Consider the following 22,894-nt stretch of genomic DNA (forward strand, 5'->3'; position numbering starts at 1 on the left):
CGTCGGCGCGCTCCCCGGGATGCCCCGGTCACGGACTCCTGAACCAGCGGACGAGACGTCATGAAGGCTGTCGCGCGGGGGAGTCGGAGGCCCGATGGCGAGCGCGGGCCGCGGTGATGTCACGGACGACGGCCCGGCAGACTTCCGCCGGGTGCTCGTACAGATAGAAGTGACCGCCGGGCCAGGAGTGCTGTTCGGCCGGGGCGGTGGTGCGGTCGGCCCAGGGCGCGGCGAGCGCCGGACGGGCGACCGGGTCGTCCGCGCCGGTGAACAGGGAGAGCGGCACCTCCAGCGGAGGGCCGGGCCGCTCCTCGTACGTGTCGACGACGGCGAGGTCTCCGCGCAGCGCCTCCACCATCGGTCCGACGATGTCGGGGACCGCGAGCACCTCCTCCGGGGTGCCGCCCAGCTCCCGCATGAAGCGGGTCAGCCGCTCGCGCGACCACAGGTGCCGCTGGGCGCGGTCGGGGCGGTGGCCGGGCGCGGGCGCGCCGGAGAGCCCGACCCAGACGGGCGGTCGCCCGTCCCGGGAGAGCTCCCGGGCCAGCTCGTACGCGACGAGGGCGCCCATGCTGTGGCCGAAGACGCCGTACGGTCCGTCGAGGACCTGCCGGGTGAGCGGGGCGAGCCAGTCCACCGCCTCGGTGGCGGAACGGCAGCCGTCCTCGCCCATGGCCATCAGACGGCCCGGGAGGTCCACGGCGAGCAGCCGCCAGTCGGCGGGCAGGTGCCGTGACAGCGGGGCGAAGGCCGCCGCCGACCCACCGGCGTGATGGACGAACAGCAGCGTGAACGGCGCCGTGGCGGGCCCGTCGGGCGTGCCCGCGGTGTTGTCGTTGCCGACCGGCCGGACCACGGGCGCGGTGACCGGGGCGAGGAGGCGCCGCAGGTCCTTCCAGCCCGCGTAGGGGCGTACGGGAGTGGTCATCGGCCCCGGTACTCCATCGCCGTCACGCTCCAGCTGAAGCCCATGCCGCTGGCGGCGACCAGGACCAGGTCCCCGGGCCGTATCCGCTCGTCCGCGATCAGTCCGTCGAGCGCGATGAACGGGTCCGAGCCGCCCATGTGCCCGTACCGGTGGTAGTTGAAGACGCTTTTCCCGACCGGGATGCCGAGCCTGGCGAGCAGCTTCTCGTGCATCCCCTTGTCGCCCTGGTTGATGAGGAACCAGTCGACGTCGTCGATCCGCTTGCCGAGGGTGCCGAGCACGTCGTCGACGCGGGCCGGGAAGTTCTCCAGATAGGCGTCCGCGAGCCCCTGCCGACGGCCCCGGCGGCGCATCAGGACCCGGTCGTCCTCCACGTCGCCGGAGTAGTAGTCGGCCCACGACGGGTCGGTGCGCATCGCCGAGGCCAGCACGTCGAGGAGGCAGTCCTCGCGGCCGATGAGCAGCGCGGCCGGGGCGTCGCCGAAGTTGAACAGGGCCTTGGACTCGGGGTCCTCGTGGTCGACCAGCCGGCTGAGCCGGTCACCGATGAGCACGAGGGCGTACGGCGCGGTGCCCAGGGCGAGTTCGGCCAGGGCGGTACGGACGGCGGTCATCCCGCCGTTGCAGAAGTTGGCGATCTCGAAGCAGTGGGCGCCGTTGATGCCCAGCTCGTCGGCGACCTTGGCGGCGGGCGACCAGAACGGCAGGTCCCACTCGCCCGAACCCGCGTACACGACGAGACCGATGTCGTCCGGGTCGATCCCCTGGCGCTCCAGCACGGTACGGGCGGCGGTCGCGGCCAGCTCCCACACGGCCTCGTCCTCGTCGAGGGCGGGGAACCGCTCGGTGTGCGTGATGGCCAGGATGTCGTCCACGGACACGCCGGAGGACTGGTGCAGCTCCCGCACGTCCACCGCCGACGACGGGAACACCACCTCGAAGTCGACGATCCCGCCCGGGGTCCGCGCCCCCGCCCCTCCGGTGCGCTCGGCGCGCCCGGTCATGACGCGCCGCCCTCTCCGCCGAGCGAGGTGCGCTCGCGCAGCCGGTTCAGGTGCTCCAGGCTCGCCAGGACGGTGGGCGTGGGCAGCCCGAAGTCGATCAGGCAGGCGATCTCGTCCACGCCGATCGCCCGGAAGCGCTCCACCATGCGCTCCGCCTTGTCGACGGTGCCGAGCAGCCCGCCGTCGTCGAAGTAGCGGTCGAAGGAGCGCGCCACGATGAAGTCGACGTCCTCCGGCGACAGCTTGGACGCGTCGAAGCGCCTGCCGTCGAGCCGCGAGCCCAGCAGCAGCCCGAGCGAGCTGCGCAGGTAGTCGCCGAGCGGGGCCCGTACGGTCTCGCGGACGGCGTCCTCGTCCGGGCCGAGGAAGGCGTGCACCATCAGGGCGACGTGCCCGGTCCAGCCGTCGGCGCGGCCGAGTTCCACGACCTCCTTGCGGTACTCGGCGATCTTGTGCGCGAGGTCGTCGAGGTCCTGGCCGAGCAGATGCGTCAGCAGACCGGAACCGGACCGGCCCGCGTTGCGGAAGGTCTCGACACCACCGGCGCTGGTCACCCAGACCGGAAGCTCGGGCTGCACCGGCGGCGGGTAGATCCCGAGCCGCTGCTCGCTGCCGACCCCGTCGGTGACCGTGATCCGCTCGCCGCGCCACAGTGCGCGGACCTGCTCCACCTGCTCCAGGAGGATCTCGCGGCGGTTCTCGTAGTTCTCCGGGCGCAGCGCGAAGTCGGCGGCGTGCCAGCCGGAGGCGAAGGAGAGGCCGACCCGGCCGTCGGAGATGTTGTCGACGACCGACCACTCCTCGGCGATGCGCAGCGGATGGTGCAGCGGGGCGACGACGCTGCCCGCCCGGATGCCGATGCGTTCGGTCACGGCGGCGATGGCCGCGCCGGTCACCGAGGGATTGGGGTAGAGGCCCCCGAAGGGGTGGAAGTGGCGCTCCGGGGTCCACACCGCGCTGAAGCCGTTGCGGTCGGCGAACTTCGCTCCCTCCAGGAGCAGTTCGTAGCGCTTGGCGGCGGACTCGGTGCTGTCGTTGGCGAAGTAGAAGAGGCTGAAGTCCATGGAGTGCGTTCTCCGTTCGGGCGGCGGTCAGGAGGTGACGGCCGCTGCGGTGCCCGTACCGGTGGCCGGTTCACGGGTGCGTTCGGCCCAGGCGGCCACCGCGGGGGCGGCGAGTCCGGCGCCGAGGAGCAGGGCCGCGAAGATGATCCAGGCCGGCCAGCCGAACTGCACGATGAGCAGGGTGGCGAGCGCGGGGGTGACCATCGAGCCGAGCTGGGTGGACATGCCGAACATGCCCTGGTACTGCCCCTGCGCGTGATCGGGGGCCAGACCGAAGGCCAGCGACCAGGATCCGGCGCTGTACAGCATCTCGCCGATCACGTGCACGGCGGCTCCGGCGAGCAGCGCGGCGACCGCGACCCACACCGGGCGGTCGGCGGCGAGCGCGAAGAACCCGCAGCACACGGCGAGGAAGACACCGCAGCGGCGCAGGGTGCGGGCGCCGCCGCGGACGTCCTCGCTGCCCTTGCCCGCGCGGACCTGGAAGAGCACGACCATGATGGTGTTGAGGATGAGGATCACCGAGTACAGCCACTTCGGCGCGCTGGTGTGCCCGGTGATCCAGATGGGCAGCGCGACCGTGAGGATGGCGACGTTCATCACCAGCACGGAGTTGAGCAGCGCCACCGCCGCGTACGGCAGGTCGCGCAGGACCACCCACTTGGGGCCGCTGCTCTCCTTCGGCACCGGAGCGACCGACGGCACGGTCGTGTACGCGGCTCCGGCGATCAGGAACATCGCACCGCCCGCGATGAGCAGGCCGATGTAGGCGGGCCGGTTGTCGAACCAGAGCGCGACGGCCCCGGCGGCGGCGCCGAGCGTCACACCGAGGTTGCTGACGGCGCGCATGTACGACCAGGCGCGGACGCGCTCCTCCTGCGGGATGAGCCCGGCGATCAGCGCGCCACGGGCGGCGTCCGTGGACGACTCGGCCATCAGCGCGAGGCTGGTGACCACGACGAGGGCGGCGAAGCTCTCGACGAAGGCGTACGCGCCGACGAACACGCCGAGCAGCAGCAGGAAGCCGACGGTCGTGTTGCGCGGGCCCAGGAGGTCGGCGAGCCGGCCGGCCGGGATGCTCGCGGCCATGGCCATCGCCGCGCCGATGCTCAGCGCGAGCCCGACCTGCACGGCGGGGATGCCGACGGTGCGGGTGAAGAACAGCACGCTGACCGCCATCAGGACACCGTGGCCCGCGGTCTTGGCGAAGTTGCTCAGACACAGGGTCCGTACGATGCCCGGTGGCGGGATGATGTCATCGAGAAACGCCATGATGGCCTCCACCGCCGCCGGCCGGTCCGGCCGCGGCGAGATCGGGGGACTGGAGATCGCCGGTGATGCGTGGCCGGTCGATCTTGCCGTTGGGGTTCAGTGGCAGGGCGTCCAGGTGCCGGAACCGCCGGGGCACCATGTGGACCGGGATCCGCTTGCGCAGCCAGCGGCCGAGCTGCTGCGGTTCGACGGGCGCGCCGGTGTGGCAGCCGACCAGTTCGACGTCGTCGCCCCGCTTCAGCGCGATGACGACGGCCTGGTCGAGGTCCGGGTGGCGGCGCATGGCGGCCTCGATCTCGCCGAGTTCGACGCGATAGCCGCGCACCTTGACCTGGTTGTCGAGACGGCCGAGGTGCACGAGACGGCCCGACTCCCAGCGCACCCGGTCACCGGTGCGGTAGTAGTGCTCCGGGGTCAGCGGGCCCTCGCCGTCGTACGGCGTGGCGCCGTCCCCGTCATGGGCGAGGAAGCGCCCCCGGTTGTCGGCCGGGTCGAGATAGCCGTCGAAGCGCTGGGAACCACGGACGACCAGCTCGCCCTCCTCGGCGGGGCGGCCCGCCTCGTCGAGCACCAGATGGTCGAGGAAGTCGTAGACCGGCCCGACCGGCACGGTGTCGTTGGAGGTGGCGGGCCAGTCGGCCGGATCGGCGGGCAGCGCGAACTCGGTGCACGCCACGGTCAGTTCGGTGGGACCGTAGACGTTCTCGATCGACGCCTGCGGGGCGACCGCGTACCAGGCCCGGGCCTGGTCGTAGGACAGCTGCTCGCCGATGAAGACGCTCATCCGCAGGCCCGTCGCCAACCCGGCCGGAAGATTGCCGAGTTGGGCGCTGACGGAGACCACGGACGGCACCGAGAACCAGTGGGTGACGCCGTTCTCCACGATGTAGTCGACCGGGGAGAGCAGCTCCGCCCGGCCCGGTACCACCAGCGTCGCCCCGCCGCCCCAGGTGACGAAGAGGTCGAACACCGAAGGATCGAAGGTCAGGTCGAAGGTGTGCGAGGTCCGGCAGCCGGGGCCGATCCCGTAACGCCCGATGCTGTGCCCCAGGTACGGGCTCAGATTGCGGTGCCTGATCGGCACGCCCTTGGGACGGCCGGTCGAGCCCGAGGTGAACAGGACGTACGCGACCTCGTCCGGCCCCGTGGTGTACGGCGGCAGCTCCGGCGCGGGCGTCGTCGCCGCCCGCCCGGCGGCGGCCACCTCGGCGGCGTCGAGCCGCAGTTCGGTGGGCGCGCAGCCGCCCAGCCCGCCGTCGAGCTGCGCCGCGTCCTCGGCGTCCACGATCAGCACCTCGGCGCCCGCCAGCTCCACGATCATCCGGTTGCGCTGCACCGGGAAGGAGGGGTTGACCGGGGTGACGCACGCGCCGAGCCGCTGGCCCGCCAGATAGGCGGCGAGGACCGCCACCGAACGGGTCGCCATCACGGAGATCCGGCGGGGCGCGGAGCCGTGCGCCGCCAGGATCCGGGCGGCGACGTGCTCGGCGGCCCGCCGCAGCTCGCCGTAGCCGAGCACGGTGCCACCGGCTTCGACGGCGGGCTCCTCCGGGTGCCGCTCGACGGTCCGGTCGAACCACTCGTACAGGGTGCCGGGCAGCTCCTCCGCGACGGGCTCAGCCATGCGACACCTCGGCGGGGACGACCGGGCCGTCCCCCGCGCGCGGGGCGGCGGGGACGGTCAGGTCGGGGGCGTCCAGCCGCATGGTGGTCGGCGGATCCTGCCGTACGGGCTCGATGTGCAGCAGCTCGATGCCGTCCCGGTCCGGTCCGGTGACCGCGGCGGCGCACGGGCAGGCGTCGCCGGTGAAGCCCGCGAAGCGGTAGGCGACCTCCATCATCCGGTTGCGCTCGGTGCGCCGGAAGTCGGCGGCGAGGTGCACGCCCGCCGCCGCGGCCCGGTCGGTCAGCCAGCGCAGGATCACCGAGCCCGCGCCGAAGGAGACCACCCGGCAGGAGGTGGCGAGCAGCTTGAGGTGCCAGACACCGGGGAGCCGTTCGAGCAGCAGGATGCCGACGGCACCGTGGTCGCCGAAGCGGTCGCTCAACGTGACGACCAGCACCTCGTGCCCCGGGTCGGCGAGCAGCGCGCGCAGCTCGGCGTCGCCGTAGTGCACCCCGGTGGCGTTCATCTGGCTGGTGCGCAGGGTGAGTTCCTCGACCCTGGCCAGGTCCACGTCGTCGGCCCGCCGGATCGTCATGACCAGGGCCAGCGTACGCAGGAACTCCTCGTCGGCGCCGGTGAAGTCCTGGCGGGCCGCCTCCCGGCGGGAACCGGCCTGGTACATCTCACGGCGACGGCGCGAGTCGGCGGTGACGACCGGGCTGAACTCCGGGCGCCCGGTGAGCTCCAGCGCCTCCTCGGCCCGGTAGCGCCGCACCTCGGGGAGGTGATGGCCGACCTCGGCGCGCTCGGCGGGCTGGTCGTCGATGAACGCGAGGGTGGTGAGGGCGAAGTTCAGCTGCTCGGCGATGGCGCGCACCGAGCCGGACTTGGCGCCCCAGCCGATCTGAGGGTGCACGAAGTACTCGGCCAGGCCGAGCTGTTCGAGCTTTCCCCAGGCGTGGTCGTGGTCGTTCTTGCTCGCCACGGCCTGGAGGATGCCGCGCTCGTCGAGGGTGGTGATCACCTGCCGGATCTCGTCGGAGAGCACGACCTCCCCGTCTTCGAGCAGGGTGCCCTGCCACAGCGTGTTGTCGAGGTCCCACACCAGGCACTTGACGGTCGTGACGGGGACGGTCTCGGAGGTCCCGGCGGAGTCCGGGGACACGGGGGAGTCGGGCATCTCGGAAGTCCCGGCGTTCTGGAGCACGGTCACACCTCCCACAGGGTCACGGCCCAGGCCGCGACCGGGCTGTTGTTGAGCACGAGCACGAGGTCGCCCGGGGCGAGTTCCCCGCTCGCGAGGAGCCGGTCGAGATTCAGCACCACGTCCATGGCGCCGAGGTGCCCGTACGCGGCGAGGTGCTCGCCGCACACCGGATGGACCGGCAGGCCGAGCAGCGTCTCGTAGAACTGGTAGGCGCTCGCGGTGACGTTCTGCATCAGCGTCGTGGCGACGGAGCCCTTGTCGACGCCCGCCTCCGCGAGCACCTCGTCGACCATCCGGGCCAGCCGCATCCGGCTGTTCATGGCCAGCTCGAAGCGGTACCGGTCGGCCGAGGCGCACTCCTCGCGCCACTCGTAGGATGGCACCTGCTTGTAGTCGACCCGGAACAGGTCGTGGAAGGTGCCGTCGGTCTCCTGGCGGTGGGCCCGCAGCACCGGCCGACCGCCCCGGACCAGGGTCATCGCGTAGGCGCCGTCACCGATCACGGTGACCGGGTACCGGACCCGGTCGAGGCCGGTCGGGCGGCTGCCGTGGGCGATGAGCACGCTCTGCCGCGACGGGTCGGCGAGCAGCAGGTCGCGGCCGAGCGCCCAGGCGGCGCTGGAGCCGGTGCAGCCGAGCCCGTCGAGGGTGAAGGCGAAGGCGCTGTCGAGCTTGGCCTCGGCCTGCACCCGGCAGGCGTCCGAGCCGAGCAGGACGTCGGGGGCGCGCGGCCCGACCAGCATCAGCGTGTCGGGCCGGGCCGCCGCGGGCCCGTTCCCCGCGAGCCCGTCCAGCCGGTCCAGCAGACCGCGGACGGCCAGGGCGGCCAGGTCGCCCGCGGTCGTGTCCTCCAGGACGCCGACCGTCCCGATGCCACTGCCGCGCACGAACTCGGCTTCCTGCGGTTCGAGTTCGGAGAACTCGGGCAGATCGCAGGGCGCGGTGCGGACGGTGGGCAGGACGGTGTGGACGATCCCGATCCCGATGCCGATCCGGGTGTCCGCGCCGGTCCCGGCGCCGACCGCGTCGGCGGTGCCGCTCATGACCACACCGCCAGGGCGTGCTTGCCGAGCAGCAGCTGGCTGATCTCGTTGCTGCCCTCGATGATCTCCATCAGCTTGGCGTCCCGGTAGGCACGGGCCACCGGGCCGCCGTCCCGGGCGCCCGCCGAGGCGAGCACCTGCACGGCCGAGGCCGCGCCGCGTGCGGCGTTCCCCGCGGCGAGGTGCTTTGCGGTGACGGCGGAGGTGACCAGCTCGGGGGTGTTCTCGTCCCAGCAGCGGCTGGCCTGCTCGCAGCAGCGGGCCGACGCCTCGTGGGCGACGTGCAGCTCGGCCAGGTGCCGGGCGACCAGCTGGTGGTCGGCGAGCGGTGCGCCGAACTGGTGCCGGGTCGCGGCGTGCGAGGCCGCGGCCCGCAGGCAGGCCCGCAGGATGCCGACGCAGCCCCAGGCCACGGAGACCCGGCCGAAGGTGAGCGCCGAGGTCACCAGCCAGTCGACCGGGAGCCCGGCGCCACCGAGCAGCCGGTCGGCCGGCAGCCGTACCCCGTCGAAGGTGATGTCGGCGTGTCCGGCGGCCCGGCAGCCCATCGGGTCCGCGACCCGCTCCACGGTCACGCCGGGCGCGTCCGTGGGGACGACCACCGCGCCCGCCCCGGCGCCGTGGCGGCCGAAGACGACGAGGAGGTCGGCGTAGGCGCCCACGGTGATCCAGGACTTGCGGCCGTCCAGGACGATCGTGTCGCCCTCGGTGCGGATCGTGGTGTCCATCGCGCCGAGGTCGCTGCCCGCGCCGGGCTCGCTGAACGCCACCCCGGCCAGTCGGCCGGAGGTCAGCTCACGCAGATGGACGGCCTTCTGCTCGTCGCCGCCGAGCCGCTCGACGGTCCAGGCGGCCATGCCCTGCGAGGTCATGACGCTGCGCAGGGAGGAGCACAGGGCGCCGACATGGGCGGTCAGCTCGCCGTTGTCGGCGCTGCTCAGACCGAGACCGCCGTACGCGGCGGGGACCTGGGCGCAGAGCATCCCCTTGCCGCCGAGCTCGCGCAGCAGCCCGAGCGGCAGCTCGCCGGACCTGTCCCAGCCGTCCGCGCGGTCGCCGATCAGCTCGGAGGCCAGTTGCTGCGCCTCGGCGCGGGTGCCGTCGCCCGCTGTCGGCTCACTCATCGTCGCCGTCCCGCAGCCGCAGTACGAGCGCGGTCATCGCGTCCACGCTGCGGAAGTTGTCGAGCGTGAGGTCGGGGCCGCCGACCTGGACCCCGAAGGACCGCTCGACGTGCACCAGCAGCTCCATCGCGAACAGGGAGGTGACCAGACCGGTGGAGAACAGGTCGACGTCGGCCGTGACCTCGGTCTTGGTGCGCTGCTCCAGGAACGCGGTGAGCGTCTCGCGGATGGCGGCGGTGTCCTGCCCGGCCGTGCCCTGCCCGGCGGTGTCCTGCTGAGTGGTGGGGGTGCTCATGTCGTGCTTCCTCCGTAGGCGAAGAATCCGCGGCCGGTCTTGCGGCCGAAGTCGCCGGCGGCGACCTTTTCCAGGAGCAGGGCGCAGGGCTCGTAGCCCGCGTCCCCGGTGCGCTCGTGCAGGACGCGCAGGGAGTCGACCACGTTGTCGAGACCGATGAGGTCGGCGGTGGCCAGCGGGCCGGTGGCGTGGCCGAGGCAGCCCTCGAAGGCGGCGTCGACGGACGCCGGGTCGGCCACGTCCTCGGCGACGATCCGGGCGGCTTCGTTGATCATGCGCTGCAGGATCCGGTTGATCACGAAGCCGGGCCCGTCGCCGACCAGGACCCCGCGCTGGCCCAGGGCCTCCAGGAGGACCTGGGCGGCGGCGACGGCGGCCTCGCCGCTGCGGGGGCCGCGTATCAGCTCGGAGGTGTGGATGAGATAGGGCGGGTTCATGAAGTGGATGCCGACCAGGTCCTCCGGCCGGGCCACCGAGTCGGCCTGCTCGTCGATCGGGACGGCCGAGGTGTTGGAGATCAGCAGGGTGCCGGGGGCGACCACCGCCGACACTTCGGCGAGCACCTTCGCCTTGAGCGGGGCCAGTTCGGTGACGGCCTCGACGACGGCGGTCGCCCCGGCCACGTCCTCGATCCGGGTGGTGGTGACCAGCTCGCCGGTCGCGCCCTCGCGCGGCAGCTTGCCCATCATCCGGGCGAACCGGAGCTGCCCGGTCGCCGCGGTACGGGCCTTGGCGAGGATCTCCTCGGAGACGTCGACCAGGATCACGTCGACGCCACGGCCCAGGGCCAGTGTGGTGATGCCGGTGCCCATGACACCCGCGCCGATGACGGCGAGCCGGTGCCGACCGTGCGGGACGGCGTTGCCGTCACCGGACGGCGTCGGATTGTCGCTCACTTCTCCCCCTCGATGCCCGTGCCCGTGCCCGCGCCCTCGGCCGCCAGGGCGGGCAGGAGCGAGCCGATGTCCTGGGTGCGGTGGGCCAGGAAGGCCAGTCCGCTGCGGAGCTGCTCGCCGGTGACCAGCGGGGAGAGCCCGGCCTTGCGCAGCCACGGCTGCCAGCCGCGCGCCTGCACACCGGCCTCGTCCAGCTCGTGGCCCTCCATCTCGTAGAGGGCGGTCGCCGCCAGGACCTTGCTGCCGGTGGCCGTGGCCCGCTCCGCGACCAGTCGCTGCCACTCGGTCAGCGGCACCGTGCGGGTCGGCAGCCCCGCTTCCTCCAGCGCCTCGAAGAGGTCCTCCAGGCTCGGCGAGATCTCGTCGACGAGGTGGTAGGCGCGGCCCACCGACTTGGAGGACAGGGCGAGTTCGGCGACCGCGCGGGCCAGCACGTCCACCGGGGAGACCGGCATCCCGCGGTCGTCGACCGGACGGGCGCCGACCACCAGGCCACTGGCGAGCAGGAACCAGATGAGGTCCTTGTCGTTGCAGGCGCCGGTCGCGCTGGAGGCCATGATCAGGCCGGGGCGGAACACCCGTACCCGCATCCCGTCCTGGTCGGCGCGCTCCAGGAGCCGCTCGCCGACCCACTTGCTGACGCCGTAGCCGCCGAGCTGCGGGTCGAGCGGCTGCTCGCGGGTCTCCATCAGCCGTCCGTCGGTGCCCGCGGGCGCGGTGGCGGCGACGGTGGAGATGAAGCTGATGTCACGGATGCCGAGCGGGCGCATCCAGTTCAGCAGGGCGACCAGCGGCAGGATGTTGTCCTCGCGCAACATGCGGTACGGCTCGGTGAAGACGACCTTGGCGGCGCAGTGCAGCACATGGCCGACCCGCTCCGCGAGTTCGCCGCCGCGGTACGTCGCGCAGACCTCGGCGATGCCGCGCAGGTCGCCGGGGACGGCGTGGACGCGCTCCGGGTCGGGCTCGGCCAGGCCGAACTTGGCGGCCGTCGCCCGCAGCCGGGCCATGCCCTCGGCCTCGTCGGCGGCCCGGACCACGCAGTAGACACGGCCCTTCGAAGCGCGCACCAGCTCGTCGAGGAGGAAGGCGCCGAGGTAGCCGGTGGCACCGGTGAGCAGGACGTCCTTGCCGGGCGCGGTCCGCTTGGCGAGCGGCTCCAGGGCGATCTGCAGGTCGGCGTCGACGAGCACGCCGTCGCCGTCGGCCGCCGGGTCGACCTCCTCGTCGCCGAGACCCGCGCCGTTCAGCAGGCCCTCGACGATGGTGGTGAGACGGCGGACGGTGGCCTGGCTGCCGCCCGCCCGGTGGATGTTCACCAGGACGCCGAAGCGCTGCTGGATCTCCAGGACCAGCTGTACGGACAGCAGCGAGGTGCCGCCGAGCGAGGCGAACTCGTCGTCCAGGCCGATGGTCTCGTGCCCGAACAAGTCCTTCCACAGCTGGACCAGACCGGCCTCGACGGTGCCCTCGGCCGCGGTGGACGCGGCGCCGGTGGCGGTGGGCGCGGCGGCGACCGGGCCGTCGTAGTCGAGGTGGTCGAGCGCCCAGTGGCGCTTGCGGGTGAAGGGGTACGTCGGCAGCGCGACGCGGCGGCCCTGTCGGCCGTCGAGCGCGGACCAGTCCACCTCGGCGCCGTGCAGCCAGGCGGTGGTCACCGCGTCGTCGAGGAGCTCGGCGAGAGCCTCCTCGTCCAGCGGGTCGGCCAGGGCCACCACATGACGGCCCTTCGCGGGCTCGCCGTGCCCGACGAGGATCGGGAACCGGCCCTCGGGCAGGCTCTCCTGAGGAGCCGTCAGGGCTTCGCCCAGCTCGGGCAGCGCGGCCCGCAGACCGGCCAGGAGGGCGGCCGGCGGCTGCGGGGCGTCCGTGGCGGGCAGGACGAGGACGGGGCGGCGACCGGCGGCCCGCTCGGTCCGCACGGCGGGCGGCCGTGGCATCCGGAGCGCGGCGGCCAGGCGCTCGCGGGGCGCGGTGACCACGCGCCGCTCGTCGAAGACGGCCCGGCCCGCCCGCAGGGTGTGGGCGACGTCCCCGGCGTCGAGCTCGCCCCCGTCGAGGGCGTCGGCGAGCCTGCGGCAGGCCTGGTCCAGCTCGGCGCGGGTACGGGCCGACAGCACCAGGCGCACGGTGGCGCGGCTCGGGGCCGAGGGGCGCACCGGCTCCGGCGGGGCGGCGAGCACGATGGCCGCGTTGGTGCCGCCGACCCCCATGGAGTTCACCAGGACGTGGCGGTCGGCGTCGGCGCACTCCTCGCCGGTGGTGGTGACGAAGAACGGGCTCTCGTCCAGGATGCCCGGGTCGCGCGGGCGCTCGAAGGTCGGGTGCGGCGGGATCTTGCCGGTGCGGGCGACGTGCACGGCCTTGATGAAACCGGCGATGCCCGCGGCCGGACCGGTGTGACCGATGTTGGACATCACCGAACCGAGCGCGCAGTACGAGGTCTTGTCGGTGCTGGCCCGGAACGCCCGGTCGAGCGCGATGAGTTCGATGTTGTCGCCGACCGGTGTCGCAGTGCCGTGCGCCTCCACGTAACGGAGCTTGTCGGCGCCGACCCCGGCGGTGCCGAGGGCCGCGGCGACGACGTCGGCGACACCGCGCGGGCTGGGCGCGATGAATCCGAGCCGGTCGCCGCCGTCGTTGCCGACGGCGCTGCCCCGGATCACCGCGAGCACGTTGTCGCCGTCGGCGAGCGCGTCGTCGAGGCGGCGCAGCGCGACGACGCCGACGCCCGAGCTGTAGGTGGTGCCGGTCGACGAGGCGTCGAAGGAACGGCAGTAGCCGTCCTCGGACAGTACGCCGCCGGGCTGGTGGCGGTAGCCGCGGAAGGGTTCGAGGACCGTCGCGCCACCGGCCAGGGCGATGTCGCACTCGCCGGACAGCAGGCTCAGGGTGGCGTAGTGCACACCGTACAGAGAGGAGGAACAGCCGGTCTGGAGGCTGACGGCGGGGCCGCGCAGCCCCAGCTTGTAGGCCGCGCGCGAGGTCATGAAGTCGGCCTGTCCGCCGACCGTGAGTTCGAGGTCGTCGACGGCCGCGCGCAGCCCGGACTCGCGGGCCTTCGCGGCGAGCAGGGCGGCGGAGTAGTTCCCGGCGGCGCTGCCCGCGAACACGCCGACGACGGGACCGTTCTTGCTCGCGGGGTGCCCGGCGCTCTCCAGCGCCTCCCAGCAGGCCTCCAGGAAGATCCGCTGCTGCGGGTCGATGGTCTCGGCCTCGCGGGGCGGGTAGCCGAAGAACGGGGAGGCGAAGTCCTCGACTCCGGGCAGCGAGGTGGCGACGCTGACGAAGGAGGGGTCGGCGAGCATCTCCTCGCTGACGCCGGAGGACTTCAGCTGCTCCGGGGACATCTCGCGCATGGAGACGACGCCCCGGTCGATGTTGCGCCAGAACTCCTCGGGAGTGGTGGCGTCGGGGTAGCGCAGGCCGATGCCGATGACGGCGATGTCGGTGGCGTTGCTCATGGTCCGGGTTCCCTCGCTCACTCGGAGACGCTCTGGTCGCGGCGGGCGCGGCCGAGCAGGCCGGCGCGGTTGCGCGCGCCCAGGTCGGTCAGCCGCTCCTCCGCGCCGGAGGTGTCGGCCAGCAGGGCCACCTGGGCCTTGACGGTGCTGTGCTGGAACAGGTCGGAGACCTTCAAGGTCCGCTCCGTCAGCGGTTCCAGCTCCTCCCACAGCATGATGAGGAGCAGTGAACTGCCGCCTGCTTCAAGGAAGTTGGCGCCATCGGGCACCTGCTCGACGCTGTCCAGGTCGAGTACGTCGGCCCATGCCTGCCGGACCCGGTCGAGCAGGTCGGTCTCGCTGAGCGGGGTCGTGGCCACGGTGTTGTTCACGAGATGCTCCTGGTGAAGGGATGGGAGTCGGGGGCGGCGGCGAGGTCTTCGGCGGCGGCGACCACGTCGCTGAGGAGGGTCTCGGCGGTGTTCCGGGTGAAGAGGTTGACGGCGTACGCCAGGCAGAGGTCCAGCCGGTCCTCCGTGGCCTCGGTGGCGACGAGTTCGAGCTCGTACTTGATGTGCAGCGGTTCCAGCGGGAGGAGCCGGGCGTCGATGCCGTCGGCGAGGGCCGCCGGTCCGGTGTCACCGCTCTGGGCGCTGAGGAACACCGGGGTGAGGGCGGGACGGCTGAGGTCCCGGTCGCTGTGCAGTTCGTTGGCGAGGACGTCCAGGGCCACGTCGGCGTGCCGGTAGGAGACGGAGCAGCTCTCCCTGACGCGGCCGAGGAGTTCGCGCCAGGTGGGCTCGCCGCGCAGGTCGAGCCGGAGGATCAGGGTGTTCACGAACATCCCGATCGCCTCGGTGGCGGACGGCTCCTCGCGGCCCGCCCACGGGAAGGCGAAGAGGAAGTCGCGCTGGCTGCCGCGCCGGGCCAGGGCCACGGCGAGCAGTGCCGCCGTGGTCATGAAGAGCGTGCACCCGTTGACCTCGGCGGCGACGGCGCGCAGCCGGGCGGCGGTCTCCTCGGGCAGCCGGGCGGTCAGCAAAGTGGCTTCGGTGGACTGGAGTTCGGACCGTGGCCAGTCGTGCGGCAGCGCGATGTCGTTCGGCGCGCCGTCCAGGTGTGCCAGGAGCGGGGCGGCCCGCTCCCGCTCCCGCGCCGGAGTGGCCGGGACGGCCGGTCCGAGGCGGGCCGGGTGCGTCGGCTCGGCGAGTACGGGCGTGGCGCCGTCGGAGAGGGCGCGGTAGGCCGTGCCGATCTCCGCGAGCAGCAGGTCGCGCGACCAGCCGTCGGCGACGATGTGGTGGACGACCAGGGCGAGCACGGTCCGGTCGGGGCCGAACCCGAGGATCTCGGCGCGGGCGGGCGCCTCTTTCGCGAGGTCCATCGGAGCCCAGCACAACTGGGAGAGCCTGCCGCGCAGTTGGTCGGCGTGCCAGTCGGTGGCGTCGGTGACCTCGACCGGTGCCGGGGTGACCGTGGTGCTGTAGCAGACGTGGCGCTTGCGCCGGTCGAGGGAGAAAACCGAGGACAGCGCGGGGTGGCGGGCGAGGACCAGGTCCACGGCCCGGCGCAGCACGTCGTGGTCGACGGCTCCGGTGTACTCGACGAGGGTGGGGATCAGATAGGCGGAGCGCAGCGACGGCAGCCGGTCCAGGAACCAGAAGCGTTGCTGCACCGGCGAGGCCTGGTGGGTCTCGGTGTCCGCGCTCGCGGGCATCGGGGCGGGCCGCTCGGCGGGCTCGGGCGTGGCTCCGGCGGCCCGTGCCTCGGTGAGGAGCCGGGCGAGACCGGCGACCGTGGGCCGCGGAAGGAAGGCCCTCGGCGAGACGGCCAGTCCGTGCCGCCGCTTGGCCTCGGCGAGCATACTGACCGCGAGCAGCGAGTGCCCGCCGAGCGCGAAGAAGTCGGTGTCCCCGGTGAGCGTGGCCACCGCGGGCGCGGGCGCGAGCCCGCCGCGCTGGGCGAGCGCGGTGACGAAGAGCTCGGCGGCCTCGGCCTCCGCTCCCTCGAGCGCGGCACCGGGCGCCGGGGACGCCCCGGCCGTTCGGCCGTCGGCCGGGACGGCGGTCCGGGTGACCGGCTCGGGCGGCGGAGGCAGTGCGTCGGCCCGTGGCTGGCCCGGCAGTTCCGGCAGCGAGTCCAGCGGCGCGTCCGGATCCGCGACCGCCGCGTCGAGCAGTGCGGCCACGCCCTCGGCGAGGGCCCGCGCGGAGGAACGGCGGTACAGCTCGGAGTCGTACTCGACGGTGACGGCCAGACCCGCGGGCCCGTCCTCCAGGATCAGCAGCAGGTCGAACTTGGCGGTGCCGGTCCCCAGGACGACGGGCGCGGTCCAGCCACTGCCGCCGGACCGGGGCGAGGGCGCGTTCTGGTACACGAATCCGACCTCGACCAGCGGCCGACGGCCCGCCGCGTGCGCGGCGGCCACGGCCGAGGTGAGCCGGTCGAACGGCACCCGCTGGTGCGACAGCGAGCGGAACGCCTCCTTGCGGGTGGCCGTGCACAGCCCCCGGAACGAGTCCGCCGGATCGATCCGGCAGCGCAGCGGCGTGTTGTTGACGAAGAAGCCGACGGCCTCCTCCAGACCCGGGTGGTCCCGATTGGCCGTCATCGTGCCGAGCAGGAACTCGCCGCGCCCCGACCAGCGCTGCAGGACCGCCTGGACCGCCGAGGTGAGCACCACGTACGGCGTGACGCGCAGCGCCCGGGCGAACTCCTCGATCCGGTCGCGGACCCGTGGCGGGACGGTGACGGTGAGCTGCTCGCCGGGCCGTGTGCCGTCCGGCCCGGCCGGCCGGTCGGCCCGGCCCGCCAGCCGGAGGCCGGGGGCGACCCGCAGCATCTCGGCGACCCGCTCGTCCAGGGCCCGCACGTTCGCCGGGTCGTGCTCGGCCGCGCGTTCGAGCGCGGCGAAGTCGGCGTATCGGGTGGGCAACGCGGGCAGCTCCGCCGGATCACCGGCGGCCACCGCCTCGTAGGCCCGGGCCAGGTCGTCGAAGAGCGGTGCCAACGACCAGCCGTCCACAGCGATGTGATGGATGGTCAGCAGTACGGCGTCGCCCTCGGGCAGGCCCTGCCACAGCGTGCAGCGCACCAGCGGGCCGGTCGCCAGGTCGAAGGGCGCCCGGCCGCGTTCCCGCGCCTCCCGCTCGACACGGTTCACCGCGTCCGGTTCGCCGGTGAGGTCGACGACGTCGACCGGCACCGGCTCGGCCGGGCGCACCTCCTGCACCGGGCGGCCGTCGACGAGGCGGTAGACGGTGCGCAGCGGCTCGTGCCGCTCGGCGACCGCCGCCAGGGCGAGGGAGAGGACCTTGGGGTCAAGAGGTCCGGGGGCGCGGAAGAGCAGCGGGACGTTGTACGTCGGGTTGCCCGGCGAGGTCGCGTCGGCGAACCACAGGCGCTCCTGGGCGAAGGAGAGCGGTGAGGGCCGGTTTCCGGTCATGAGGCGCCCGCCAGGGAGGTCGAGGCCACATGCGCGGCCAGCTCGTCGAGGCTGTCGGTCAGCAGCACCGCACCGGCGTCGACCCGGACGTCGAGGCGCTCCCGCACCCGGACGGTCACCTGCATGGCGAGGATGGAGTTGCCGCCGAGGTCGATGAAGTTGGCGGTGGGCTCCACGGCCCCGGTGCCGAGCACCTCGCGCCAGATGTCCTGGAGCACGGCGAGAGCCGGGGCGTGGCCGGACGCGTCGGACCCGGTGCCGGTGGAGACCGGGGGCACCGGGCCCTCCGGCGGCGCGGCGGGCGCGTCGAGCAGCCGCAGCAGTTGCGTACGGTCGGCCTTGCCGGTCGAACCGAACGGGACCCGGTCGAGCACCAGCCAGCGCGAGGGGAGCATGTAGCTCGGCAGGGTCTCGCCGAGCTGCCGGTGGAGGGCGGCGGGCAGCTCCGCCCGGCCGATCCCCTTGTCGGCCTCGGGCGAGGGCAGCACGAAGCCGACGAGCGTGGCGGCGGCGCCGTCCCCGGTCTTCTCGACGAAGGCCGCGTCGGCGAGGCCGCCGGTCGTCGCGGCCCGCTCGATCTCCTCCAGCTCGATGCGGAAGCCGCGCAGCTTGACCTGCCGGTCGGTGCGGCCGAAGAGCTCGACGGCGCCGCTCGGGAGCAGTCGGCCGGTGTCGCCGGTGCGGTAGATCCGCGCACCGGTCGAGGGCAGTGTGACGAAACGGTCCTTCGTCAGCTCGGGGCGGGCGAGATAGCCGAGCGCGACACCCGGCCCGCCCACGCACAGCTCACCGGTCCCACCGGCGGGCACGTCGTTCAGGTCCGCGTCCAGGAGATGGAGGGAGGTCTTCTGGAGCGGGAAGCCGACCGGCACCCGGTCGAGACCCGCGAGGCTCGCCTCGGTGCAGTCGAAGTACGCCGCGAAGGTGGTCGTCTCGGTCGGGCCGTAGCCGTTGACCAGCCGCCCCGGCGGGCCCGCCGCCAGCACCCTGCGCACCGCGCCCAGCTCCAGCTGCTCACCGCCGACCACGACGGTGCCCACGGTGGAGAAGGCGTCCGCGCTCTCGCGCGCCACCGTGTGGAAGAGCGAGGTGGTCAGGAACATGGCGTCGATCCGCTCGGTGCGGATCAGCGCGGTCCACTCGTCCATGGCCAGCTCGGTCACGGACGGGAAGACCACGACCGTCGCACCGCCGCAGAGCGCGTTCCACACCTCGAAGGTGGTCGCGTCGAAGGCCGGATTGGCGGAACTGGCCAGCCGGTCGCCCGGCTCGACCGTGCAGAACAGCGCGTTGAGAGCGAGCCGCAGCACGGCCCGGTGGGGGACGACGACCCCCTTGGGGCGGCCGGTCGAACCCGAGGTGAAGTTGACGTAGGCCGGGTCGTCGGCGTCACCCGTCGGCGCGGGCACCGGCAGACCGGGGTCCTGCTCGGGCGGGTCGAGCGGCTCGACGCCCTCGGGCAGCCAGGACGACAGCTCGGACCAGCGGCCCGCGTCGCCCCGCCGGGCCTCCGGAGCGCGGACGATCACCCGGGAGCCGGACTCGCGGACGATGTCGGCGAGCCGCCCGGTGGGGGCGAGGGCGTCGAGCGGGAGGTAGGCGGCGCCGCAGCGCAGGATGCCGAGGAACGTGACGATCAGGTCGACCGAGCGGTCCTGCGCGACCGGTACGAGATCGCCCCGGCCGACCCCCCGGCGGGCCAGCTCGGCGGCCAGCCAGCCGGAGCGCCGCCACAGCTCCTGGTACGAGAGTGCCCGGCCGCCCGCCGGTTCGCGTACCGCACAGGCGCCGGGCGCCCGCTCGACCCACTGAGCCACGACGTGGTGCACGCCGACCGCCGTCATTTCCTGCCTCTCCGCTGAATTCGAAAGGAACCGTGCGCCGAACGGGACCGGATCATCCCCAGCCGTGGTCTTCGGTTCCGCCGGCGAGGACGAGAAGGCCGCCCTCCGCCGCGGGCCCGGGACCGGCGAACCGGCCCCAGCCGTGATCCGCCACATTCCGGCCGGTCGTCTCGGCCAGGGAACCGGCACCCGCCAGGAGATCACCCGAGACAGCCGGAGCGGTCGCGAGGAAAATGGCCGAGACGGCCAATCCCGTGGACTTGACGAACCGGTTGGTACGCATCGTTCTCCGTTTCAGTTCGACGGCCTTCGAAGGTTTTCGGCCGCGTTCGCTTTCCGAGGTCCTCATCGTGTGATGAGCGAGGAGCGCGGATCAACGAACCGCGAGCGCATACCTGTGCGGCGCATCATCATGCGGACCGGTGAAACGGGCATCCCGGACTGCCCAGGTGAGCGGGCCCATCGGCGCCCGCTTAGGGTGGGCAGCGTTCACCAGAGGGGCGGACGCGCGTCAACTGCCCGTCGTGACACCCGGATCCGACTCGAAGGAGGCTCGTGTGACGCTCTTCGGCCACGACCTGACAGACTCCGCCCAACTGCGCCCACTGGAGCCGTGGCAGGCGGAAGAATTCGCCGGGTACGTCGAACGGGTACGGCCGCACCTCGCGCCGTGGCTGCCCTGGGCGCACTTCGTCGTGGACACGGACTCGGCCCGCACGTTTCTCCAGCGGTACGCGGACACCCAGAGTCAGGACGGCGGCCGGATTTTCGGCATCTGGGTGGACGGCAGAATGGAGGGCGGGGCGCTGTTCCGTATTTTCGACCTGCCGACCGGCGTGTGCGAAATGGGCGTCTGGCTCTCCCCGGACGCCCAGGGAAAGGGCCTTGTCACCCGCGCCGCCGGGTATCTCGCCGACTGGGCACTGCGGGTCCGGGGAATGCACCGGGTGGAATGGCGGGTGACTCCGGCGAACGAACGGAGCATCGCCGTCGCGAAACGACTCGGAATGCGGTACGAGGGCACGCTGCGTGAGGTCTTCGCATTCGACGGAGCACGCCAGGACCTGGAGATCTGGGCACTACTGGCGGGAGACCGCGCCTGAACGGCCCGGCGAAAGTCCCGGGTCGGCTCCACGCCCGGAGCACCGAGGGCTGACCCGGCGGGCGCGCGTCCCTACAGCCAGTCCCGCTTCTTGAAGACGACGTACAGGCTGACGCAGACCACCGCCATGAGCAGGATCGCGAAGGGGTAGCCGACCGCCCACCGGAGCTCCGGCATGGTCTCGAAGTTCATGCCGTAGACGGTTCCCACGAGTGTGGGCGCGAAGAGGATGGCGGCCCAGGAGGAGATCTTCTTGATCTCCTCGTTCTGTTCGAAGCCCGCCTCCGCCAGTGCGCGCATCTCCGCGTTCTGTTGCTGGGTCACCAGGGTCGCGTTCACCGTGAGGATGTCCGCCAGAGCCTGGCGGAAGCCGTCGACTCGTTCGCTCGTGTGGGTCACGTGGTCGGCGACGTCCCGGAGGTAGCGCTGGAGTTCCTCGTCCGTGCCGTACTTCGCGAAGCCCGCCATCAGGCCGTGGAGCATGGCCACCAGCGGGCGGGTCGCGCGCTGGAACTCGACCATCTCCCTGGCGAGTTCGTAGATGCGGCGGGAGACCGCCGGGTCGCCGCCGAAGACCTCCGTCTCGATCTCGTCGATGTCGTTCTGCACGCCCGCCACCACCGGCGCGTAGCCGTCGACCACCGCGTCCAGGATCGCGTACAGCACCGCCTCGGGGCCCAGCGCGAGGAGCTCCGGGTCCTGCTCCATCCGCCGCCGGACCGCCGTGAGGTCCGGGGCGGCACCGTGGCGGACCGTGATCAGGAAGTCCGGGCCCACGAAGACGTGCAGTTCGCCGAAGTCCACCTCCTCCTGGGCGTCCAGATAGCGGGCCGCCCGCAGGACGACGAACAAAGTGTCCCCGTACCGCTCCAGCTTCGGCCGCTGATGGGCCTCCCGCGCGTCCTCCACCGCCAGCTCGTGCAGGTCGAACTCGGCTGCCAAGGAACGGAGTTCCTCCTCCGTCGGGCGGTGCAGGCCGATCCACGCCATGCTGCCCGGGTGCTCCCGCAGCCTGCGGTACGTCTCCGCCAGCGTCGTCGGCGAGAAGACCTCGCGGCCCTCCTGGTACACGCTCGCCCGCACCACGCTCGGCCGGTCCCCGGCCGGGTCCGATGCCTGGTCCTCCGGCGGCGGGGACGCGGGCGGTGTCGCCTGCGGGCGCCGCCAGGCGGCACGGGTGCGGCGGTCGGACATCGTCGGGCACCTCCTCGTCCCCGGCAGGATATAGCAGGGCGTAATCGGATGAACCGGTTGGTTGAACCAGTCGGTGGCGACGGTCGCGGCAGTGTCGGCGGTGTCCGCGGTGTCCGCAGTGTCCGCGATGTGGTCGGTGTGGTCGGTGTGTGCTTCCCGTCTTTCTCGGGACGCCCCCCGCCTTGCCCGGGTGCCCCTCACCTTCCCGGATGCGCCCCCACCCCCCCGCCCTTGCGGACCATACCTGTCCGCAAGCCCGAGTAGCGTGCCCGCCATGGCCCCCAAGACGACCCCTCCCGTGCTCGGCACCCGCGCCCTGAACCGCGCCACCCTCCACCGGCAGCTCCTCCTGGAGCGTGCCTCCATGGGCGTGGCCGATGCCGTCGGGCACCTCCTCGGGCTCCAGGCGCAGAACACGAGCCCGCCGTACTACGCGCTCGCCGCCCGCCTCGACGGCTTCCGGCCCGAGGAGCTGTCCGCGCTCATGGAGTCCCGGGCCGTCGCCCGTATCGTCACCCTGCGTTCCACCGTGCACACCCACACCGCGCGGGACGCCGTCGCGCTGCGCGGGCTCGCCCAGTCGGGGGCCGTGGACCGGGAACTCGCCGTGTTCGTCGCCCGTGGGGGGCTCGACGGCGTCGACCTCGACCGGCTCGCCGCGCTCTCCCGCTCGCTCGTCGAGGAGCGGCCCCGCACCCCCAGGGAGCTGCGCGAGGAACTCTCCCGGGAGTGGCCCGGCGCCGACCCGCCGTCGCTCTCCGTCGCCGCCCGCTGCCTCCTGCCCCTCGTCCAGGTCACCCCGCGCGGCCTCTGGGGGCGCTCCGGGCAGGTCGCCCTCACCACCACCTGCCACTGGTTCGACGGCCCCGGCGGGGAGGCCGCCGACCTCGACGAAACGGTCCTGCGCTATCTCGCGGCCTTCGGGCCCGCCTCCGTCAAGGACATGCAGTCCTGGTGCGGCCTGACCCGGCTCCGTACCGCGTTCGAACGGCTCCGGCCCCGGCTCCTCACCTTCCGGGACGAGCCCGGCACCGAACTCTTCGACCTGCCCGAAGCGCCCCGCCCCGACCCGGACACTCCGGCCCCGCCCCGCTTCCTGCCCGAGTTCGACAATCTGCTGCTCTCCCACGCCGACCGGAGCCGGGTGGCCGCCGTCGAGCACCGCTCCCGCACGTGGACGGGCAACCGGTCCCACTGCGTCTTCCTCGCCGACGGCTTCCTGGCCGGGCTCTGGCACCTCGACGAGACGAAGGAGCGCACCGTCCTGACCGTCGAACCGTTCGCCCCGCTCGGACGCGCCCTGCGCACCGACCTCCTCGCCGAGGCCGAACGGACCCTGAGGACCATGACCCCTACGGACGTCCCCTACGAGATCCGCGTCGGCACCCCTGAGAGCCGACCCGCCTGAGAGCCGACCCGACCATGAG

General features: G+C 73.0%; 18 protein-coding genes. 2 read left to right on the plus strand and 16 right to left on the minus strand.

Translation table 11 applies throughout. The features are described 5' to 3' along the window. Positions 1-58: 58 nt before the first annotated feature. Genes ACFXGN_RS00270 through ACFXGN_RS00340 form a run of 15 tightly spaced genes read right to left on the minus strand, consistent with a single transcriptional unit; the run spans position 59 to position 19,454 of the window. Positions 59-928, minus strand: coding sequence for a thioesterase II family protein (locus tag ACFXGN_RS00270; RefSeq protein ID WP_384851431.1), 870 nt, complete (start codon positions 926-928; stop codon positions 59-61). Continuing rightward, positions 925-1,932, minus strand: a complete 1,008-nt coding sequence (locus ACFXGN_RS00275) for a 3-oxoacyl-ACP synthase III family protein (RefSeq protein WP_384851433.1) — start codon at positions 1,930-1,932, stop codon at positions 925-927. Before ACFXGN_RS00275 ends, ACFXGN_RS00270 begins: the two co-directional genes overlap by 4 nt. Beyond that, entirely contained in the window at positions 1,929-2,996 is a 1,068-nt protein-coding gene (locus tag ACFXGN_RS00280; protein ID WP_384851434.1) for a MupA/Atu3671 family FMN-dependent luciferase-like monooxygenase, read from the minus strand. Before ACFXGN_RS00280 ends, ACFXGN_RS00275 begins: the two co-directional genes overlap by 4 nt. 27 nt (positions 2,997-3,023) lie before the next feature. Continuing rightward, positions 3,024-4,268 carry an MFS transporter gene (locus ACFXGN_RS00285; protein ID WP_384851435.1) on the minus strand — a complete coding sequence of 415 codons (1,245 nt, stop codon included), beginning with the start codon at positions 4,266-4,268 and terminating at the stop codon, positions 3,024-3,026. After that, positions 4,252-5,892, minus strand: a complete 1,641-nt coding sequence (locus tag ACFXGN_RS00290) for an AMP-binding protein (RefSeq protein ID WP_384851437.1) — start codon at positions 5,890-5,892, stop codon at positions 4,252-4,254. The genes ACFXGN_RS00285 and ACFXGN_RS00290 overlap by 17 nt, the downstream gene beginning before the upstream one ends. Next, positions 5,885-7,054, minus strand: a complete 1,170-nt coding sequence (locus ACFXGN_RS00295) for an HAD-IIIC family phosphatase (protein WP_384853050.1) — start codon at positions 7,052-7,054, stop codon at positions 5,885-5,887. The genes ACFXGN_RS00290 and ACFXGN_RS00295 overlap by 8 nt, the downstream gene beginning before the upstream one ends. A gap of 29 nt (positions 7,055-7,083) precedes the next feature. Continuing rightward, positions 7,084-8,124: a 3-oxoacyl-[acyl-carrier-protein] synthase III C-terminal domain-containing protein gene (locus tag ACFXGN_RS00300; protein WP_384851439.1), complete on the minus strand. Its 1,041-nt coding sequence runs from the start codon at positions 8,122-8,124 to the stop codon at positions 7,084-7,086. Beyond that, the gene (locus ACFXGN_RS00305) at positions 8,121-9,248 is read right to left on the minus strand and encodes an acyl-CoA dehydrogenase family protein (RefSeq protein ID WP_384851440.1); all 1,128 of its coding nucleotides are present in this window, start codon (positions 9,246-9,248) and stop codon (positions 8,121-8,123) included. The genes ACFXGN_RS00300 and ACFXGN_RS00305 overlap by 4 nt, the downstream gene beginning before the upstream one ends. Beyond that, positions 9,241-9,543, minus strand: coding sequence for an acyl carrier protein (locus ACFXGN_RS00310; RefSeq protein ID WP_384851442.1), 303 nt, complete (start codon positions 9,541-9,543; stop codon positions 9,241-9,243). Before ACFXGN_RS00310 ends, ACFXGN_RS00305 begins: the two co-directional genes overlap by 8 nt. Beyond that, positions 9,540-10,439: a 3-hydroxyacyl-CoA dehydrogenase family protein gene (locus ACFXGN_RS00315; protein WP_384851444.1), complete on the minus strand. Its 900-nt coding sequence runs from the start codon at positions 10,437-10,439 to the stop codon at positions 9,540-9,542. Before ACFXGN_RS00315 ends, ACFXGN_RS00310 begins: the two co-directional genes overlap by 4 nt. After that, on the minus strand, positions 10,436-13,903 hold the full coding sequence (locus tag ACFXGN_RS00320; RefSeq protein ID WP_384851445.1) for a thioester reductase domain-containing protein: 3,468 nt from the start codon (positions 13,901-13,903) through the stop codon (positions 10,436-10,438). The genes ACFXGN_RS00315 and ACFXGN_RS00320 overlap by 4 nt, the downstream gene beginning before the upstream one ends. A gap of 17 nt (positions 13,904-13,920) precedes the next feature. Beyond that, entirely contained in the window at positions 13,921-14,274 is a 354-nt protein-coding gene (locus ACFXGN_RS00325; protein ID WP_384851447.1) for a phosphopantetheine-binding protein, read from the minus strand. Continuing rightward, the gene (locus tag ACFXGN_RS00330) at positions 14,271-17,327 is read right to left on the minus strand and encodes a condensation domain-containing protein (RefSeq protein WP_384851449.1); all 3,057 of its coding nucleotides are present in this window, start codon (positions 17,325-17,327) and stop codon (positions 14,271-14,273) included. Before ACFXGN_RS00330 ends, ACFXGN_RS00325 begins: the two co-directional genes overlap by 4 nt. Next, entirely contained in the window at positions 17,324-19,171 is a 1,848-nt protein-coding gene (locus tag ACFXGN_RS00335) for an amino acid adenylation domain-containing protein (protein ID WP_384851450.1), read from the minus strand. Before ACFXGN_RS00335 ends, ACFXGN_RS00330 begins: the two co-directional genes overlap by 4 nt. Positions 19,172-19,223: 52 nt before the next feature. Continuing rightward, positions 19,224-19,454: a hypothetical protein gene (locus ACFXGN_RS00340; protein ID WP_384851452.1), complete on the minus strand. Its 231-nt coding sequence runs from the start codon at positions 19,452-19,454 to the stop codon at positions 19,224-19,226. Positions 19,455-19,728: 274 nt separating this feature from the next. Between ACFXGN_RS00340 and ACFXGN_RS00345 the strand changes: the two genes are divergently transcribed. Further along, positions 19,729-20,274, plus strand: a complete 546-nt coding sequence (locus tag ACFXGN_RS00345) for a GNAT family N-acetyltransferase (RefSeq protein WP_384851454.1) — start codon at positions 19,729-19,731, stop codon at positions 20,272-20,274. Positions 20,275-20,345: 71 nt separating this feature from the next. On the opposite strand, the gene ACFXGN_RS00350 is transcribed toward ACFXGN_RS00345, so the two are convergent. Beyond that, entirely contained in the window at positions 20,346-21,467 is a 1,122-nt protein-coding gene (locus ACFXGN_RS00350) for a magnesium and cobalt transport protein CorA (protein ID WP_384851455.1), read from the minus strand. A 274-nt stretch (positions 21,468-21,741) separates the two neighbouring features. Here ACFXGN_RS00350 and ACFXGN_RS00355 point away from each other — a divergent pair, with 274 nt between their 5' ends. Beyond that, complete coding sequence (locus tag ACFXGN_RS00355) at positions 21,742-22,875, plus strand: winged helix DNA-binding domain-containing protein (protein ID WP_384851457.1); 1,134 nt, start codon at positions 21,742-21,744, stop codon at positions 22,873-22,875. Positions 22,876-22,894 lie beyond the last annotated feature (19 nt).

Origin of the sequence: Streptomyces sp. NPDC059247 (assembly GCF_042754005.1) — a bacterium.
Taxonomy (GTDB): Bacteria; Actinomycetota; Actinomycetes; order Streptomycetales; family Streptomycetaceae; genus Streptomyces.